At 45.3% G+C, this 17,581-nt stretch carries 16 protein-coding genes; 3 read left to right on the forward strand and 13 right to left on the reverse strand.

Annotated features, from left to right (window positions below):
- Nucleotides 1-29: 29 nt before the first annotated feature.
- From HF966_RS06480 to thrC, 3 genes are all read right to left on the reverse strand, one after another.
- Complete coding sequence (locus HF966_RS06480; protein ID WP_168677249.1) at nt 30-563, reverse strand: 5-formyltetrahydrofolate cyclo-ligase; 534 nt, start codon at nt 561-563, stop codon at nt 30-32.
- Between the two features lie 42 nt (nt 564-605).
- Nucleotides 606-1,838, reverse strand: coding sequence for a serine hydroxymethyltransferase (gene glyA, locus HF966_RS06485; RefSeq protein WP_168677251.1), 1,233 nt, complete (start codon nt 1,836-1,838; stop codon nt 606-608).
- Nucleotides 1,839-1,951: 113 nt separating this feature from the next.
- Nucleotides 1,952-3,415, reverse strand: a complete 1,464-nt coding sequence (gene thrC, locus HF966_RS06490; protein ID WP_168677252.1) for a threonine synthase — start codon at nt 3,413-3,415, stop codon at nt 1,952-1,954.
- Nucleotides 3,416-3,522: 107 nt separating this feature from the next.
- Between thrC and HF966_RS06495 the strand changes: the two genes are divergently transcribed.
- From HF966_RS06495 to HF966_RS06505, 3 genes are read left to right on the forward strand one after another with little or no spacing between them, the layout of a single operon-like run.
- Nucleotides 3,523-4,809 (forward strand): homoserine dehydrogenase, encoded by a 1,287-nt coding sequence (locus HF966_RS06495; protein ID WP_168677254.1) that lies wholly within the window; start codon nt 3,523-3,525, stop codon nt 4,807-4,809.
- A complete protein-coding gene (gene thrB / locus HF966_RS06500; protein ID WP_168677256.1) occupies nt 4,806-5,702 on the forward strand; it encodes a homoserine kinase in 897 nt (298 codons plus the stop codon). The genes HF966_RS06495 and thrB overlap by 4 nt, the downstream gene beginning before the upstream one ends.
- Nucleotides 5,689-7,047, forward strand: a complete 1,359-nt coding sequence (locus HF966_RS06505) for an aspartate kinase (protein ID WP_168677257.1) — start codon at nt 5,689-5,691, stop codon at nt 7,045-7,047. Before thrB ends, HF966_RS06505 begins: the two co-directional genes overlap by 14 nt.
- Nucleotides 7,048-7,090: 43 nt before the next feature.
- On the opposite strand, the gene HF966_RS06510 is transcribed toward HF966_RS06505, so the two are convergent.
- The 10 genes from HF966_RS06510 to HF966_RS06555 all read right to left on the reverse strand — a co-directional run bounded on the left by HF966_RS06510 (nt 7,091) and on the right by HF966_RS06555 (nt 17,565).
- A complete protein-coding gene (locus HF966_RS06510; protein ID WP_168677259.1) occupies nt 7,091-8,272 on the reverse strand; it encodes an ArgE/DapE family deacylase in 1,182 nt (393 codons plus the stop codon).
- A gap of 137 nt (nt 8,273-8,409) precedes the next feature.
- On the reverse strand, nt 8,410-10,950 hold the full coding sequence (locus tag HF966_RS06515) for a M1 family metallopeptidase (RefSeq protein WP_168677261.1): 2,541 nt from the start codon (nt 10,948-10,950) through the stop codon (nt 8,410-8,412).
- Nucleotides 10,951-11,009: 59 nt separating this feature from the next.
- Nucleotides 11,010-11,561, reverse strand: coding sequence for a histidine phosphatase family protein (locus tag HF966_RS06520; protein ID WP_210729365.1), 552 nt, complete (start codon nt 11,559-11,561; stop codon nt 11,010-11,012).
- A gap of 19 nt (nt 11,562-11,580) precedes the next feature.
- On the reverse strand, nt 11,581-12,549 hold the full coding sequence (locus HF966_RS06525; RefSeq protein ID WP_168677262.1) for an asparaginase: 969 nt from the start codon (nt 12,547-12,549) through the stop codon (nt 11,581-11,583).
- Nucleotides 12,546-13,337 carry a DNA repair protein RecO gene (gene recO / locus HF966_RS06530; protein WP_168677264.1) on the reverse strand — a complete coding sequence of 264 codons (792 nt, stop codon included), beginning with the start codon at nt 13,335-13,337 and terminating at the stop codon, nt 12,546-12,548. The genes HF966_RS06525 and recO overlap by 4 nt, the downstream gene beginning before the upstream one ends.
- Before the next feature lie 41 nt (nt 13,338-13,378).
- Nucleotides 13,379-14,290, reverse strand: coding sequence for a GTPase Era (era, locus tag HF966_RS06535; RefSeq protein WP_168677265.1), 912 nt, complete (start codon nt 14,288-14,290; stop codon nt 13,379-13,381).
- Between the two features lie 92 nt (nt 14,291-14,382).
- Entirely contained in the window at nt 14,383-14,859 is a 477-nt protein-coding gene (locus tag HF966_RS06540; RefSeq protein WP_168677267.1) for a diacylglycerol kinase family protein, read from the reverse strand.
- Nucleotides 14,843-15,316 (reverse strand): rRNA maturation RNase YbeY, encoded by a 474-nt coding sequence (gene ybeY, locus HF966_RS06545; protein WP_168677268.1) that lies wholly within the window; start codon nt 15,314-15,316, stop codon nt 14,843-14,845. Before ybeY ends, HF966_RS06540 begins: the two co-directional genes overlap by 17 nt.
- Nucleotides 15,297-16,307, reverse strand: a complete 1,011-nt coding sequence (locus HF966_RS06550) for a PhoH family protein (RefSeq protein ID WP_168677270.1) — start codon at nt 16,305-16,307, stop codon at nt 15,297-15,299. Before HF966_RS06550 ends, ybeY begins: the two co-directional genes overlap by 20 nt.
- A 61-nt stretch (nt 16,308-16,368) precedes the next feature.
- Entirely contained in the window at nt 16,369-17,565 is a 1,197-nt protein-coding gene (locus HF966_RS06555; protein ID WP_168677272.1) for an ammonium transporter, read from the reverse strand.
- Nucleotides 17,566-17,581 lie beyond the last annotated feature (16 nt).

The following is a 17,581-nucleotide window of genomic DNA, read 5'->3' on the forward strand; positions in this document are numbered from 1 at the left end:
AAGCCTTGCTTGGATCCAAGCAAGGCTTTTTAAAAACCAGTCAATACTTGTTCGACCAATTGATCATGGGGTTCAATCGGCAATGTTGCCAACAGCTGCGGCTGCAATGCTAACGCCACAGTGTGTCCTTGATAATTTGACAAGAAGCGGTCATAATAACCAGCGCCAAAGCCCAGTCGCCGCCCTGACAGCGTATAGGCTAACCCCGGTACGATCACTAAATCAATCTGTTTGGGTGGAAATGCCTCATCATGCAGCGGCTCTTGAATATTTAACGCACCCGTAGCAAATTCCGTCTGCGGCGAAATAGCAACAAAACGCATTTGTTTCGCCACAATTTTGGGCACCACAACTTGCTTCCCGCTCGCCCAAGCAGCTGCAATGATTGGTGTCGTGTTCAGTTCCATCGGCGTACTGAGAACGACGGCAACCACCTCAGCATCAGCCCATTGCGTCGTCGCAAATAAATGCTGTCTTAGTGCTAACTCGTCCGCTTCTCGATCTGGACCAACATAAGCTTGCAATCGCTGTTTTTGTATTTGTCTTAATTCCGTTTTTTTCATGCGTTTCCCCAAATAAAAAAGCCGGCCGTAGCCGACTTGCCATTATTCAAATAAGTGTGTCATGGCCAATATTTCGGCTTCTTTTTTCACTTCTTTTAGGACCTTTGGATCGTCAAAATTGTGAATTGCTGTCACAATTAATTCAGCAACACGACGGGCGTCATCTTCCTTGAAGCCGCGAGTTGTCATCGCTGGTGTCCCGATACGAATACCAGATGTAATGAATGGGCTCAGCGTTTCGTTAGGCAAAGCTTCCTTGTTCGTTGTGATTGACACAGTATCCAACAATTCTTGAGTTTGCTTACCGTTCAACCCAGTCTTTGTCAAATCAAGGTTGAACAAGTGGTTATCTGTCCCACCGGCAACCACGCGGATGTCTTCTGTATTTGAGAACACTTCAGCCATCGCTTGGGCATTTTTAATAATTTGGGCAGCATATGTCTTAAATTCAGGTTGCAATGCTTCACCAAATGCAATCGCCTTACCCGCAATCACGTGTTCCAATGGGCCACCTTGTGAGCCAGGGAAAATCGCAGAATTCAATTGCTTGGCATACTTTTCTTGTGACAAGATCACCCCACCACGTGGGCCACGCAAAGTCTTGTGCGTTGTTGATGTGACCACATCTGCAATGCCAACTGGGTTTGGATGTAAGCCAGCAGCGACAAGACCTGCGATGTGCGCCATGTCAACCATCAAGTAGGCACCAACTTCATCCGCAATGGCACGGAACTTGTCAAAATCAATCGTGCGTGAATAAGCTGAGGCACCGGCAACAATTAATTGTGGTTGCACTTCACGTGCTTGTTGCGCAATGGCTTCATAATCTAATTGTTCTGTCTCAGGATTCAAACCATAAGTAAATGATTCATACATCTTACCTGAAAATGACACTTTGGCACCGTGTGTCAAATGACCACCAGCATCTAAGTCCATCCCAAGAATCTTGTCCCCTGGCTTCAAGAAAGCCATGTATGCGGCAGCATTGGCTTGTGAACCAGAGTGTGGTTGGACGTTTGCATATTCGGCACCAAAGAGCGCCTTCAAGCGATCAATCGCGAGTTGTTCAACAACATCGACATATTCTGTACCACCGTAATAACGCTTGTAGGGATAACCCTCAGCATACTTGTTGGTTAACACAGAACCTTGAGCTGCTCGGACACCTTTTGAGGCAAAGTTTTCCGAAGCAATCAATTCGATCGTACGATTTTGGCGGGCACCTTCTTGTTGAATAGCACTCCACACTTCAGGGTCGCGTTCTTTAAATGACATGATGTTCTCCTAATACGTTGATGACTTAATTATACCGTATTTAAACATTTTTTTCTTTCTAATTATCCGTATAGTAACGAATTATTTTTACATTTATATCAAATTGTTCGGTTTTATAATATTTCCTGACGGAAAGTTTGGGCCATCATTTGTGGCGCAATCACTTGTTTATGCCGCAAGGGTTGTTCAAATAATGTTGCTACGGACTTTGGAATGGCTGTCCCACTATACTGGGACAATGCTGCCAGACCCACTTGTCCAGCCAGTGCTTCCCCTTGCAAAGCCGCCAGAACAGTTTCCGTAAATTTATATGGACTCGCCGTGGCTGCAATCAGTGTTGGCCCCGTCGGCGCCTGTTGCGTTAACACAGCGCGTCCAACAGCTGTGTGTGGATCAATCAAATACTGCGTCTCAGCAAAAACGGCTCGAATCGTTTGGGTCACCTGCGCTTGTGTCGCAAACCCCGATACAAATTGCTGCAATGCTTGTCGCGTTTGTGCGGTCAGGTCATAATACCCGCGTTCGGCCAATGCTTGCATATAACCTTTCACTTCCGTTGTGTTCCGGCCACTGGCAAAATATAACAGACGTTCAAGATTGCTGGAAACTAAAATATCCATGGCTGGTGCATTTGTCACTTTAAAGTCACGCCGGCGATCGTAGCGGCCGTTATTAAAAAAGTCACAGAGCACATTATTTTCGTTGGCTGCTACAATAAATTGCCGAACCGGTAAGCCAATTTGGCTCGCGTAAAAAGCGGCCAGCACATTCCCAAAATTACCAGTTGGTACCGCGATGTTAACCGGCTCACCAGCTGCAATGCGGCCTTGTTGAACCAACTTTGCATAGGCATGGATGTAGTAAACAATCTGTGGCACAAGACGGCCGATGTTAATTGAATTTGCCGAAGAAAAGCGCTTATTTTTTTCATGTAACTCAGCAACTAGGTTTCTTTGCGCCAACAGTGATTTGACTGCTTGTTGGGCATCATCAAAATTGCCTGTAATCGCAATCACATGCGCATTACTCGCAGGTTCTGATTGCATTTGTTGGCGTTGCAGCGCACTGACCCCGACTTCGGGATAGAAAACAACGATTTCTGTTTGTGGGACATCCCCAAATCCCCGCATCGCAGCGGTCCCAGTATCTCCCGATGTTGCGGTTAAAATCACCATCGTATCGGTCATCGCTTGAATTTTTGCAGCTGTGGTCATCAAATGCGGCAATGCTTGTAACGCGACATCTTTAAATGCCAAGGTTGGCCCATGAAATAATTCCATATAAGTAAGATTGGCTTCTTGATGATACGTCACAATTGACGTATCATCCCATTGCTGACCGTAGGCCTTGGTCACAATATGATCAATTTCAGACACGCTAAAATCATCAAAAAAGCCATCAAAAATTTGCGTCGCAATTTCTTGATAAGTTTGATTTTTTAATTTTTCCCAATCCAACGCCAAATTGGGCCATTCCGCTGGGACATAAAGACCACCATCTGGCGCAATACCATTTAAAATTGCCTCACTGGCCGTCACTGCGGGTGCTTCACCACGCGTTGAAACATATTTTAGCATGCAATCTTTCCTTTAATTTGAATAATTTAGTTTGATTATAACAAAAAACTACTAATTTCCAAATAAAAATGATAAACTTGTCATAATAATGAACAAAGGATGACTTTATGGAAATTGGAATTGGCCTTTTTGGTCTTGGTACCGTCGGCAGCGGTGTTGTCAAAATATTGCAAGAAAACGCGACGCAAATCACAAAACGAACTGGCGCCCATCTCGTTGTCAAACAAGCTGTCGTTCATGATCTCACTAAACCACGCAGTGGCTTTGTCAATGATTTTCCAATCACAGATGATCCGCAAGCCATTCTTGCAAATCCAGCGATTCAAATTGTTGTCGAGGTCATGGGTTCCATTGATCAAGCTTACAATATCATTAAACAAGCATTGAATGCCAAAAAACATGTCGTGACGGCAAATAAGGATCTCATTGCCAGTCGCGGTCAAGAACTCGTCGCCATTGCCGAAGAAAATGGCGTGGACTTATTCTTTGAAGCGGCCGTTGCGGGCGGCATACCAATCTTGCGCACGCTATCAACCAGCTTTACGGCTGATGAAATTTCTCGTGTCGCCGGTATTATTAATGGGACAAGTAACTTCATTTTAACGCAGATGGCCACCAACCACTTATCTTACAATCAAGCCTTATCACTCGCACAAGATAAGGGGTTTGCTGAAGCTGACCCAACAAACGATGTTGAAGGTTTCGACGCGGCCTATAAACTCATTATCTTAGCGAACTTTGCTTTTGGTGTCCAACCCGTCATGTCTGATTTGACGATCAATGGGATAACCACGCTAACCGATGCAGATATTGCCGACGCCAATAGTTTTGGCTATGCCGTCAAATTACTTGGTGTTGCGCAGCGGGTCGGTGAAACGAAGTCCGCCATTAGTATCGAAGTTGCCCCTCAACTCGTTCCCTTTGCGCATCCCTTAGCGACTGTTCACAATGAAAATAATGCCGTGTTAGTTAACGGCGAGTCCGTTGGTGAAGTGATGCTCTATGGTCCCGGTGCTGGCGAGATGCCAACCGCGAATTCGGTGTTGAGTGATTTAACCAATGTCGCAACTGATTTAGCTTTAAATACGCCTGGTCGTCCGTTCAATTCCTTTAATCAAGCCATTGACTTGGCTAAACCATCACAGCGGATTGCCCGACGCTTCATTGTTGTTGAAGTCGATGATACCCCTGGTGCCATGTATTCAGTGACTGGTATGTTTGCAGCGGCAAAAATTAGTTTCACAGATTTGAAGCAGACCCCAGCGGCTAACGGTACGGCTCGTCTGGTTGCTTTAACCCATCCAGCCAGTGATGCACAAATTAATCTTATTCGCACTACCATTCGCAATGCCGATGGGATCAATCTTGCTGCGGAGTATAAAATTTTCTCATGATTACGATTAAAGTACCAGCCACAAGTGCCAATTTAGGCCCAGGCTTTGATTCAATGGGGGTCGCACTCCAATTATATCTCACCCTTGAAATCCACGAAAAAACTGCCACTTGGGTTGTTGACCATGATTCAGGCGCGGCCATTCCTCATGATGACACCCATTTTATTGTACAGGCAGCCTTACAACTCGCACCCGATCTGTCGCCCCATCGCCTGGTTGTGCGTTCGGATATTCCGTTAGCACGCGGCTTAGGATCATCCTCATCAGCACTACTTGCTGGCTATGCAATGGCCAACGAATTGGCCAATTTGGCCCTGTCACGCGATGAACTGCTGGCATTGGCAACGCGTATTGAAGGTCATCCAGATAATGTCGCACCCGCACTATTTGGTGGGGCTGTCGTGGCATATTACGATGGCAAGCACGTCTTTCATGCGCCACTGCGCTTACCGAAAACCCATCATTTTATCACCTATATACCAAATACCCAACTCCTCACAGCAGCAGCACGCGCCGCTTTACCAGAGCAGCTCCCTTTTAAAACAAGCGTTGCCGCCAGTGCAATCAGCAATACACTGATTGCCGCACTTCAAGCAGATGATTTTGAGACGGCTAAATATTTAATTGAGGCTGATCAATTCCATGAAACAGCTCGGCAACACTTAGTGCCTCACCTCAAACAAGTGCGCACCATTGCCCATGAACTTGGGCTTATTGGTACTTATTTGTCTGGCGCTGGTCCAACCATTATCTCCGTGGTGCCAAAACAAGCTGCACATCACTTACAACAAGCACTTGCCACGGCAAAACTCCCCGGAAAAATACTAGACCTTGTGCCAGACAACACTGGCTTAATGATAGAGAAGGAAGATCGCATTTATGAAAGTTTCTAAGTTTGGTGGGTCATCACTGGCTGATGGTCGCCAATTGCAACGTGTTTTTGAGATTATTCAATCAGACCCACAACGTAAAGTTGTCGTGGTTTCTGCTCCAGGTAAACGTTTCAAAGACGATACGAAAGTCACGGATTTACTCTTAGCATATGCTAAAGGTACGGTTGAAGATACCGATACACTAGCCATCGTACACACGATAAAAGCCCGATATCATGCTATCGGTGAGCATTTTGATCTGCCGGCTTATGAACTAGATGACATCGATGAACAAATCGATCATCTGGCACAAAAACACTACCGGTCTTTTGATTATTTATATGCCGCATTTGCCGCACATGGTGAGTTCTTAAATGCCCAACTCGTTGCGAAAGTCTTTACACATCTCGGACTCCCTGCACGTTTTGTTGACCCACAAGAGATTGGGCTGCTAGTTGATGATCAAGCACGCGCGGCAACTTTCAATCCAAAGTCATACGATACGATTGCCCAACTTGATTTGACCACCAGTGAACGTCTCATTATCCCAGGATTTTTTGGCTACACACAACGTGGGGATATGGCCACTTTTTCTCGTGGTGGGTCAGACATTACTGGGGCAATCATGGCACGCGCTTTACGCGCCGATTTGTATGAGAATTTTACTGACGTCAGCGCCATTTATGCAGTGAACCCAAACATTATCGACCACCCCGCAGCAATTAAGCAAATGACCTATGATGAAATGCGTGAACTCTCGTATGCGGGTTTTGCCGTTTTTCACGATGAAGCCATTATTCCGGCCATCCAAGGTGGCATTCGTATCAATATTAAAAACACCAATGATCCCGATGCACCAGGGACATTTATTGTCCCACCAACTGAAGTGCAACAAACAACACCAGTAACCGGCATTGCGAATTCTAACCGATTTGCGGCCCTTTATTTGCACCGTTACTTGCTGAACAAGGAAGTCGGCTTTACTTTACGCATCTTAGAGATTCTCAAGCGACACAACATTTCCTATGAGCATATGCCGTCAGGAATTGATGACTTAACGATTATTTTTGACAAGACACAACTGTCGCAAGATCAGATCGACAATATGTTGGCTGATATTGCTGCTGATATCAAACCAGATACACTTAAGTGGTTGCCCAGCTATGGCATCATCATGATTGTCGGCGAAGGCATGCGGAACCGCATCGGCGCATTAACCGAAATCGTTTCACCACTCAAAGACCATGGTATTAGCCTGCAAATGGTCAACCAGGGTGCTAGTGAAATATCAATTATGTTAGGTATTCAACCTGATCTCGCTGACCAAGCCGTCAAAGCCATTTACGACAACATTTTTAAAGCATAAAAGACCGATAGCTGAGCGATCGGTCTTTTATTATTTGTCGTTGTTAATTTTCAGTTGGGTTAAAGTAATCCAGAATTAACTTTTTGATGAAATTAATGTAGTTCAAAAAGGCTTCTTCCATCACATATTCATTTGCCATATGACTGGTATCATTACCTGGTCCAATCATCACAATGCTCATATCAGAATTTTCTTTGACAAAGGTTGCCGCATCGCTCGTGCCGGCAACACTACGTAATGTCACCGGTTGGTTGAAGTAGAACCGACCGTTCTTTTTAACCAAGTTAACAATTTTTGACCGATTATCAGTGACAACTGGTGCGAGCTTACGGATTAAATGAAACTCTAAGTCCATATTTTCCTCGGCATTTAAACGGGTAATAATGTGTTGCAGTTCTTTGATAATCTGCTCGGCAGGATATGCCGTGGTTGTGCGAATTTTAGTGGTGAGTTTGGCAAATGCAGGCACTGAATTAATCTGTTCACCACCGGTAATTAGCGTATCCACCGGAATAATCTTCCCCAGCACATCATCTTCTACTTGCGTGGCTTTGGCAAAATATTTCTTTTGCTCACTGAGATAGACATCCAAATTATCAATCGCATTAACCCCCATCTCAGGCATTGAACTATGTGCGGACTTCCCGTGCGAAATGACTTCATAATCTAAAGTGCCGTTTTGTGCCGTGATGGCAAATTGCTGTTCCGGCCGACCGTCTTTATTGGATAAACGGGCTGGCTCACCGACAATTAAGGCTTCGATGTCGCTAATCACGCCCTTCCCCAATAATGCCGCTGAGCCAAGTTGGCCTTTTTCTTCCCCACCGGTCACAATCAGCCGCACTTCACCCGGAATCGCGACTTTTTCTTGTGCCAATTCAATTAAGGCAATCACAAAAGCAATTAGCCCGCCTTTCATATCCGACGTGCCTCGGCCATACAATTTGCCATCAATCGCTGTCAGTTGCAATGGGTCAGTATCCCATAAATCACGTGGGCCAACACTCACCGTATCCATGTGCCCCGTCAAAGCCAAGACCTTGTTCCCCGACCCAAGCGAAGCAATTAAGTTCGTTCGATTTTCGCCGAATGGTAAAGTTCTCACAGCAATTTGATGACTTTTGAACAGCTCAAATAAATAATTGGCTAATACTGCTTCATTACCGTTTTGCGTATCAAAATTGATCGCCTTTTTTAATATTGCTAATCGTTGTTGCGTATCCATGCCCGATGTCATCCTTTCCTGCGCCACATGTTGAACGGATACAAAAATAACCGCTATCCTCTTGAGTATAGAGAATAGCGGTATATCAGACAATGGCCATTCACGCCATTTATAACACATTCGGGTCCAAATCGGCCCTAATACAAGGCCGCTTCAAGTGCCTGACCTAGCAGATTGTGTTGTGCTTTGATCAGTGCGATTTGATTTTCAATGACCACCTGACCCATAATAATTTCACGGGTGAGGTTGGCCTGGTTTAATTTTGGTCCAAAGAACGCCTTAAACTCAGCTAAGCGCTGCGGTGTTTGGAAGTAATTGGCTGGTATTTTCGCCAAATTAGTATAATTCATGCTACCATTCAACTTATCATCTAGCCAATCCCAATGCGCTCGTGCCCAATCCCATGCCGCCTGCTGGGCTGCTGGGTTGTGCAACAAGCCGCCATACCAGATCCCAAAATCTTGTGGTTTCACAACGTCTATATTGTTTAGATGAGCCACTATGAGCTGAAGTGCTGCTTGATTGGTTGTCCCAGGTAATGTAGCCATTAAATCTTGTCGCAAACCAGTGTCGCTAGTCTGTTGATAGCGTATAAAAAGCTGCTTAAACCAAGCAATATTTGACGTGCGAGCGATTTGATCTCGTAAGACAGCTCGGCGCAAATAGGCTGGCATTTGGGTCAAATCTGCCTGATATTGGCCATATAGGGCATCTGATTTCGCACAGGCTTCAGGCAGTTGGACCGTCAATGCAGCGCCGATAATTAAAGGTCTAACACGTGTATCATCATTGGCCTCATTCGGACGTGCTTCCCAACCTAATCGTTGCAACTGTGGCTGGACCAACTGCCTTACAAAGAGTTGTAATGTTGCCGTACCCGTTGCATCGTCTTGCATGACACGTTGCATATCATTAAGCAATTCATGACTAGCTTGTTGTACCAAAATCGTCGGATTGGCGGCCACTTTATGTAACACTGGCAAAATTTGGGCATAACTGACGATTTGGGCTTGCACTAATAACCGGAGATCGTGTAGAATTTGGAGCTGACTCACTGCATTGAACTGATCAAGATGTACCAAAATGTCCGCTAACAATGCGTCATCATAGTGAATAATCGCATGTGTTTGTTGCCCAATATTCAATAGAATTGGCCCACCAACTTGCTTTCGTAAGCTGGCATAGTCCCCGATGATCTCTGCCTTTGTTTTAAGGAGCAATGTTTGATCAGAAAAATTACTCGTCAATGGCACTTGCCAGAGGCGCTCTTGGTCATCGTGTGGGCCGATGAAAAACTGTTGCTGACTGATTATCAGTTGCCCTTCAGGATTCACAGTCACACTAATCACCGGGTAGCCAGGCTGCGTCAAATACGTTGCCATTACCCCCGTGACGTCTTGTCCCGATGCGTTTGACAAGGCGCGCCATAAATCAGCACCTGTCGCATTGCCGTATTGATGTGCATCAAAATAGTGTTTCAAGCCTTTCTGAAACGCAGCATCACCAATCATTGCGCGGGTCATTACCAGCATGCGGGCCCCTTTGGCATAAACAATCGCGCTATCAAAAAAAGTATTCACTTCATCTGGATGATTAATCGCGACATGGACCGGTTGGACGCCATCAATCGCATCACGCTGAAGCGCTAATGGGACGTCGTTCATTTGAAAAGACTCCCAAATGTGCCATTCTGGCATTAGCGCATCAATCGCGACATATTCCATCATATTGGCAAAACTTTCATTTAACCACAAATCATCCCACCAGGCCATTGTAACTAAATCGCCAAACCATTGGTGGGCTAGTTCATGCGCAATGATTGTTGCAACACGATGCTTTTGCGTCAATGCCGCATTTTCAGGGTCAATCAATAAGGCTGATTCACGATAGGTAACCAACCCCCAGTTTTCCATCGCCCCAAAGGATAAATCCGGGACAGCAAGTTGTTTTGATTCTGGTAACGGATATGGCGTTTGAAAGTAGGCTTCATAAAACGCAATACTGCGCTTGGCCATATCCAAGGCAAACCGCAAGGTAGGCTTTGTATGAGCATCTGTTGCGAAAACTTGAATTTTAACGCCAGATGACGTCGTCGTTTCTTCACTAATCAATGATCCAAAAGCAAAGGCCACTAAATAAGTTGACATCCGCAGTGTCGTGGCAAAATAATGCACTTGGTCAACAACTTGAGTTTCCGGCATGTTGGCTAAAATGGTTTCGTTAGGCTGTTCATCATACTTAATGGCCAGATCAAAAGTGGCTTTGGCAGCTGGCTCATCGATGCTAGGGAAAGCTTCTCGGGCACCACTAGATTCAAATTGCGTCAATACCAGTTGCTTTTTAACACCATTCACTTCGTAATCCGAGGGATAAATGCCCATCAAAGTGGCTGTTAACACAGTTTCATAACAGATCACGATTTCAACCTGTCCCAATGGGACGTTGGCTAAACCTAAGGCCTCATGTGTATTTTGAGTGGTGAAGGCCACCTCGTTCTGATTAACCGTTACCGATTTAATTTTCAAACCACGTTGATGCAAAAAAATGTGATCGGACAGCGCCTCCCCAAAAATCGTCACCTCTCCGACGATTGTTTGGGCTTGACGATTAATGTCTAAATACACATCATAGTGTTTTGGAACAAAAGTTGTTAAAAAATGTTGTAGGGGTTCTGTCATGGGGTCTCCTTCACCACCAAATGGGTGTCCAATTAAAGTAGGACCAAGCCACGCCCGTCTTACTTTGTACCAATGTGTTCAAAACTGGTCAGGACCTGATGATCATATGTCGCTAAATAACAATCTGGCATGACCATCTTTTGCCAGTCTTCAAAGGTAAACTGGCCATCGGTGATCGCATGAAATAAAACCGCCAACGCCGTACCATGCCCGGCAATAATCAGATTGTCAGGGATATCACGTAAAATCTTTTCATAAGCAGGCACGACACGCGCCTGAACTTCAGCCAGGGATTCTTCGCCTTGCGCCTGTAAAGAAAAGTCTAACCATAAATTTTCGAGATGAGCGATCCAATCAGGCCGTGCAATAGTTTGCCGTTCACGAAATGCTGGCACCGGAAATATCGGTAGCGCCAAACTTGCCGCTAATGGCGCAACGGTTTGCATGGCCCGCAAATACGGCGACGAATAAATGGCAGTTACTGGGCAGTCCGCGAATTGGTCAACCAGCCCTTGTTCGAGCAGCTGGCCTTGCTTTGTCAGTGGTGCAGATTGGTCATCTGTCACCGTTTGATCACGAATACTATGACGAATAAAATAAATTTTGCGCATCAGATCGCCCATTCGTTCATTAGAATTGATGTAAATACGTTTTAAGCGTTGCTTCATCCAGTTGATTATCCAACCCAATGAGCAACTTCAATCGGGCTTTTTGGCCATTAATGCTCGTTGCAAAAATTGCCCCCGCTTTTTCCAGTTGAACACCACCGCCCAAATAATCATAGACTGGTTCGGCGACACCATTGAAGCTCCGTGACACAATGACGACCGGAATGTCACGCGATAAGAGGTAAAGCACACCGTTAGCGGCTTCTTTAGACAAATTTCCAGCGCCCAAGGCTTCAATAATGATGCCATCAATATTGGCAGCTGCCAATAATTCTAATAATTGGCCGTCCATACCAGCATATGCCTTCAGAACTGGAATATTTTGTTTCACATTGGCGATTGGCAAGGCATGCCGTTTTGGCAAGGCATAGAAAAAGATGATTTGCCGTTTGGTTAACAAGCCCATCGTGCCACTGATTGGTGAACCAAACGTGGCCACGTTGGTCGTGTGTGTTTTGGTCACAAAGCGGGCGGCATGAATCTCATCATTCATCACGACTAACACACCACGATTGCGTGATGCCTCGTCTGCGGCAACGCGCAAAGCGGAGTGATAATTATACAAGCCGTCTGATCCGAGTTCATTAGAAGAACGCATCGCACCAGTCATCACGATTGGAAAATCAACAGCTAATGTGCTGTCTAAAAAGAATGACGTTTCTTCAAGCGTGTCTGTCCCATGCGTAATCACCACACCGTCAAAATCAGTGCCTGCTGCCAAAATGCGTTGTTGCAAGGCTAACATGTGCGCTGGCCCAATGTGCTCACTGGGTAAATTAAAGATATTTTCAACCGTCAAATCAACATCGGGCAGCGTCAATTTAGCACCAGTCAATGGGTTTTCAACGCCTGTTTCAACCCCACCATTCTCACTTTCATGCATTGAAATCGTGCCACCAGTATGTAAAACTAAAATTTTTTTTGCTGTCATGATGTGCTTTCCTTATTCTTCCTGAAATTAACTAGGGTATTTTGCCAAGCATGCATTTGCTCGATAAACGTTTTGGCGCGCGGCTTTAAGCCGACTTGTTTTTCATAAATATGATCAATTACGAGTTGTAACCCGCGTTTTGTCGCTGGTGACAGATTAATCCGATTGATTTGCCTTAAATCAATCACGCTAAATTGCCGCAAATAAAAAATGGTTTTTTGATCCAACATTAACCGATGATCATCCAAATCATAATGTGCTTCTGAAATAATTCCATTATATTTCTCTGAATAATCAAAGCGGCCGGCCGTTTGACCACTAATCGGATCAGCACGCCAATTCGGTGCGACGCCCAACGGCACCAAAAGTTGTATTTCAAAAATATTCGCAATAATTTGCGGCTCCAAGCCCGACTCCAACTTTTCCAAGGCCAATAAAAATTGGTTATACCAACGGGTAAGGGGTTCGCCCTCTTCAAATGTTTGATCAATCAAACTGGCAATCAACGCAGCATACGCATTCGCCTCAATATCTTCGACCAGTCTGGGATATAAAACGACACGCTGCGCGTCATTAATATAACCTAATCCAGTGTCACGTTTAGGTAAAGCGCCTTCAAAAGACAAAATGGTAAATGGCTGGACGGCTGCACTTAACGACGATTTTGGCTTTTTAGCACCACGTGCCAAAAAAGTTCGCAACCCATCGCTTTCGGTGAGCATACGAACTAATAAATCATGATCTTTGTATTGTCTTGTATATAGCACAATGCCGTTAATGACTGCCATTTATCACTCTACTAAATTACATTGACCAACGGCCAGATGACTTAATAATCTTCTTGACGATAACCTAACGTTTGTAAAGCTTGTGGTCGATCACGCCAGCGTGGTTCCACCTTCACCCAGGTTTCCAAGAAGACCTTGTCGCCCATTAACCGTTCAATATCTTTACGTGCGCGTGTGCCGATGTTTTTGATCATCGTCCCCTGCTTACCAATAATGATATTTTTTTGCGTTGGTCGTTCCACAATAATTGATGCTTGGATATGAATCTTATCTTCACTTTCACGTGCGATTTTATCAATCACAACTGCAACAGAGTGAGGAACTTCTTGTCGCGTCAATTGTAAGACTTTTTCACGAATTAACTCTCCGATGACAAAACGTTCTGGGTGATCTGTGAGTTGATCAGCATCAAAATACTGCGGGCCTTCATCAAGATTTGCCACGATATTATCGAGCAATTCTGGCACGTTATCCCCTTCACGCGCAGAAATTGGGAAAACTTCAGTCCAAGCGGGGGCGTCTTCTTGATAACTCGCAATCACTTGCAGTAATTCCGGTGGCGCAATCAAGTCGACCTTGTTAATCAACAAATAGATTGGCGTCTCCTTCACTTCTTTCAAACGATTAATAATAAAGTCATCACCTCGGCCACGCGGCATCGATGCATCTACCACGAACCAGATCGCGTCGGCCTCATGTAGCGCTGAAAAAGCAGATTTTACCATGAAGTCGCCAAGCGAGTTTTGCGGCTTATGCACACCAGGTGTGTCGATAAAAACGACTTGCGCCGCATCTGTTGTGTAAATGCCTTGAATCTTATTTCTCGTCGTTTGTGCCTTGTCTGACATGATGGCAATTTTTTCACCAACAATACGATTGAGCAAGGTTGATTTTCCCACATTTGGGCGGCCAATAATGGCTACAAAACCAGATTTGAAAGGTGTTTCTGTCATTTTTTTTGCGACGCCTAGGTCGACTTTCTCCTATTTACAGCCTACTGGCAAGATGCCAATAGACAACTATTTTGCCCTAAATCGAGCCAACGTTATTTTTGAAAATGGTGCAACAAATCAGAAAAATTGGTGACAATTCCAAATTGGCGCCAAACATACGGCTGAAAAATCAATAACAAAATGATGATTTCAACGCCGACCGCTACCAATACCGCACCGGCAGCCACATCTTTGGCCAGTTTTGCCAAAGGATGATATTTTTTCTCCACAACCAAATCAACCACGGCTTCAATAATCGTATTCAAGAATTCACTGAAGATCACGATAAAGACTGCCATCGTCACCCAAAGCCAATCTGAACGATACAATCCATAATGCAAACCCGCCACTAAAATGAGAAACGCCAACAAAATGTGGATGCGCATGTTACGCTCGCGCACTAAAATCAGCCATATCCCGTTTAATGAGTTACGCATCGCTCGAAAAAAATTCCGATTTCGCGTTGTTTGCTGCTTGATTGCTTCCGGTTCACCGACTAATTTTGTCTGTTCGTTATCTCTTGAGGCCATAATCATCCAAAATCTTTCGCTGCAAATCAAACATTTCCTTCTCTTCAGCATCACCTAACATGTGATCATACCCGTTGAGATGAAGAAAGCCATGGACCACCAAGAAGCCAAGTTCTCGTTCGTAACTATGACCCAGATATGCTGCTTGCGACGCAATCACGTCAACTGAGACAATAATATCACCAATATTTTTGGCGAGCCCTTCAACCGCTTCCAATTGGTCAAAAACATCATCGCCTTCCTCAATAGCAAAGCTAATCACATCTGTGGGCTTGTCCACGCCACGATATTCACGATTATAGCGTTGAATTTCATCATTATTGACAAAAGTAATCGACATTTCAGTGTCATCAGGCAAATCTAATGCTTGGCCGGCAAAATCAATGACGGCAGTCACGAGATCACGATGGTACTGACTCACGCCAGCTTGCGCTTGGTCAATTATGGCTAAATCCATGGGCTGTCTGCTCCTTTTTATTGGCAAGTTGTGCTGTTTCAGCGGCATCATAAGCATTAACAATCAATCCAACCACCGGATGGCGAACCACGTCGGCACTGCTGAAGTTAATAAATGCGATCCGATTGACCGCTTGTAAAATATTTTGGGCGGCAATTAATCCTGACTTGGCACCACGTGGCAAATCAATTTGTGAAATATCGCCATTAACAATCATTTTTGAACCAAATCCCAGACGTGTCAAAAACATTTTCATCTGTTGGTTGGTGGTATTCTGTGCCTCATCCAAAATAATAAAGGCATCATCCAATGTCCGGCCACGCATATAGGCCAATGGCGCAATTTCAATTACCCCACGATCCATCAATCGTTGCGTCTGTTCAGCCCCTATAATGGCATGCATCGCATCATAAATGGGCCGCAAATAAGGATCGACCTTCTCTTTTAAATCCCCTGGCAAAAAGCCAAGTGACTCGCCAGCCTCAACAGCTGGGCGGGTGATAATGATGCGTTCCACATCACCACGTTTCAGCGCAGAAATTGCCATGACGACGGCTAGATAAGTCTTCCCCGTCCCTGCAGGGCCAATGCCAAAGGTGATGTCATGCTTCCGAATAGCTTGGATGTATTGCCTTTGACCAAAATTTTTGACCCGCACAGCGCGGCCTTTATTATCTCGAATCAAAGTTTCCGAGTATAAATCACCAAAATATTCCAACGTGCCGCGTTGCGCCATCGTAACGGCACTCACAACGTCTGTCGGTGAAACGGTAATCTGATGTTTAATGAGCTGGGTTAATTCATGTAAGACAGCCTGTGCAAGGGCCACCTGCTCTGCTTCCCCTGCAATCGTCATCTGGTCGCCTCGAGCATGCAAGGCAACATCTAAACCTTCTTCAATCAGACGGATTAAATTATCGTTAACCCCAATTAACTTAGTCTGCTGTTCGGCATTCTCAAATGTAAAAATTTGCTGTATTTGTGCTGACAAATTGCAAATCCCCTTTGTGTTGTTTCTTTTAATTTTAACACAAAAAACGGGCTGTTGCCCGTCATTCAACCGTTAAATCATGCATAATGTTGTCATAACCTTGAGCTTCTTCTTCCGCAGTCAGGCGTAATGGTGCAGCAATCAACGCCGTGAGTTTTGCTAAGATGAAGGTCCCAATCGCAGCAAACGCGATCGTAAACAAGATAGCGACGACTTGCTTCCAGACAAGAGAGAAGTCGCCATTCACAGCGCCCGCAACACCACCAACACTTTTATCAGCGAACACCCCTGTCAAGATGGCCCCAACGGCGCCACCGATCCCATGAATTCCAAAGGCATCAAGCGTGTCATCATAGCCAAAGCTGTTCTTAACAAATGTAATCCCAGCAAAACCAACCACACCGGCTAACAACCCCATAATGACCGCAGCCCATGGCGCCACGAAGCCTGCAGCTGGCGTAATCGCCACCAACCCCGCAACGCCACCACTGGTAATGCCTGATAGTGTTGCGCGGCCGTGCATTTTATACTCGGCAATCCCCCACGTCAAGACACCGGCTGATGATGCCAACCACGTGTTGACCAAGGCCAAAACCGCAATGCTGTTGGCAGCCAAAGCGGAACCTGAGTTAAAGCCAAACCAACCGACCCAGAGCAAGGCCCCACCGATGAGCACGTATGATGGGCGAACTGGCACATGCTTATCATTGTGGCGATGCCCAATCATCAAGGCCAAAACCAAGCCGGTCACACCACTTGAGATATGAACCACTGTCCCACCGGCAAAATCGATTGCGCCCAGCTTTGCCAGTAAGCCACCGCCCCACACCATGTGGGCCAATGGCGAATAAATAAAGATTAGCCATAATGTAATGAAGACAATCATTGCCTTGATGCGTACACGGCCAATCACTGAGCCCGTGATGATGGCAGCTGTGATGATTGGGAACATGCCCTGGAATAAGGCAAACGCACCATCTGGAATCGTCAAGGACTTTGTTGAGTGGGTAAAGGATACCCCTGTGAGAAATAGATGCTTAAAATTGCCAATGATATCTCCGGCACCACCAAAAGCTAACGAATAACCAACGGCAAACCAGACCATTGTGGCAATGCCAATAATTAAGATTGGGACAAACATTGTATGCAACAAATTGCGACGTTCCCCCAAGCCGCCATAGAATAATGCCAAACCTGGTGTCATTAACCAGACCAGCGCTGCCGAAATCAATACCCAAGCCAAATCACCTGTGTTCATAAATCATACTCCTCTT

Origin of the sequence: Leuconostoc holzapfelii (genome assembly GCF_012396485.1) — a bacterium.
In the GTDB taxonomy this organism is placed as follows: domain Bacteria; phylum Bacillota; class Bacilli; order Lactobacillales; family Lactobacillaceae; genus Leuconostoc; species Leuconostoc holzapfelii.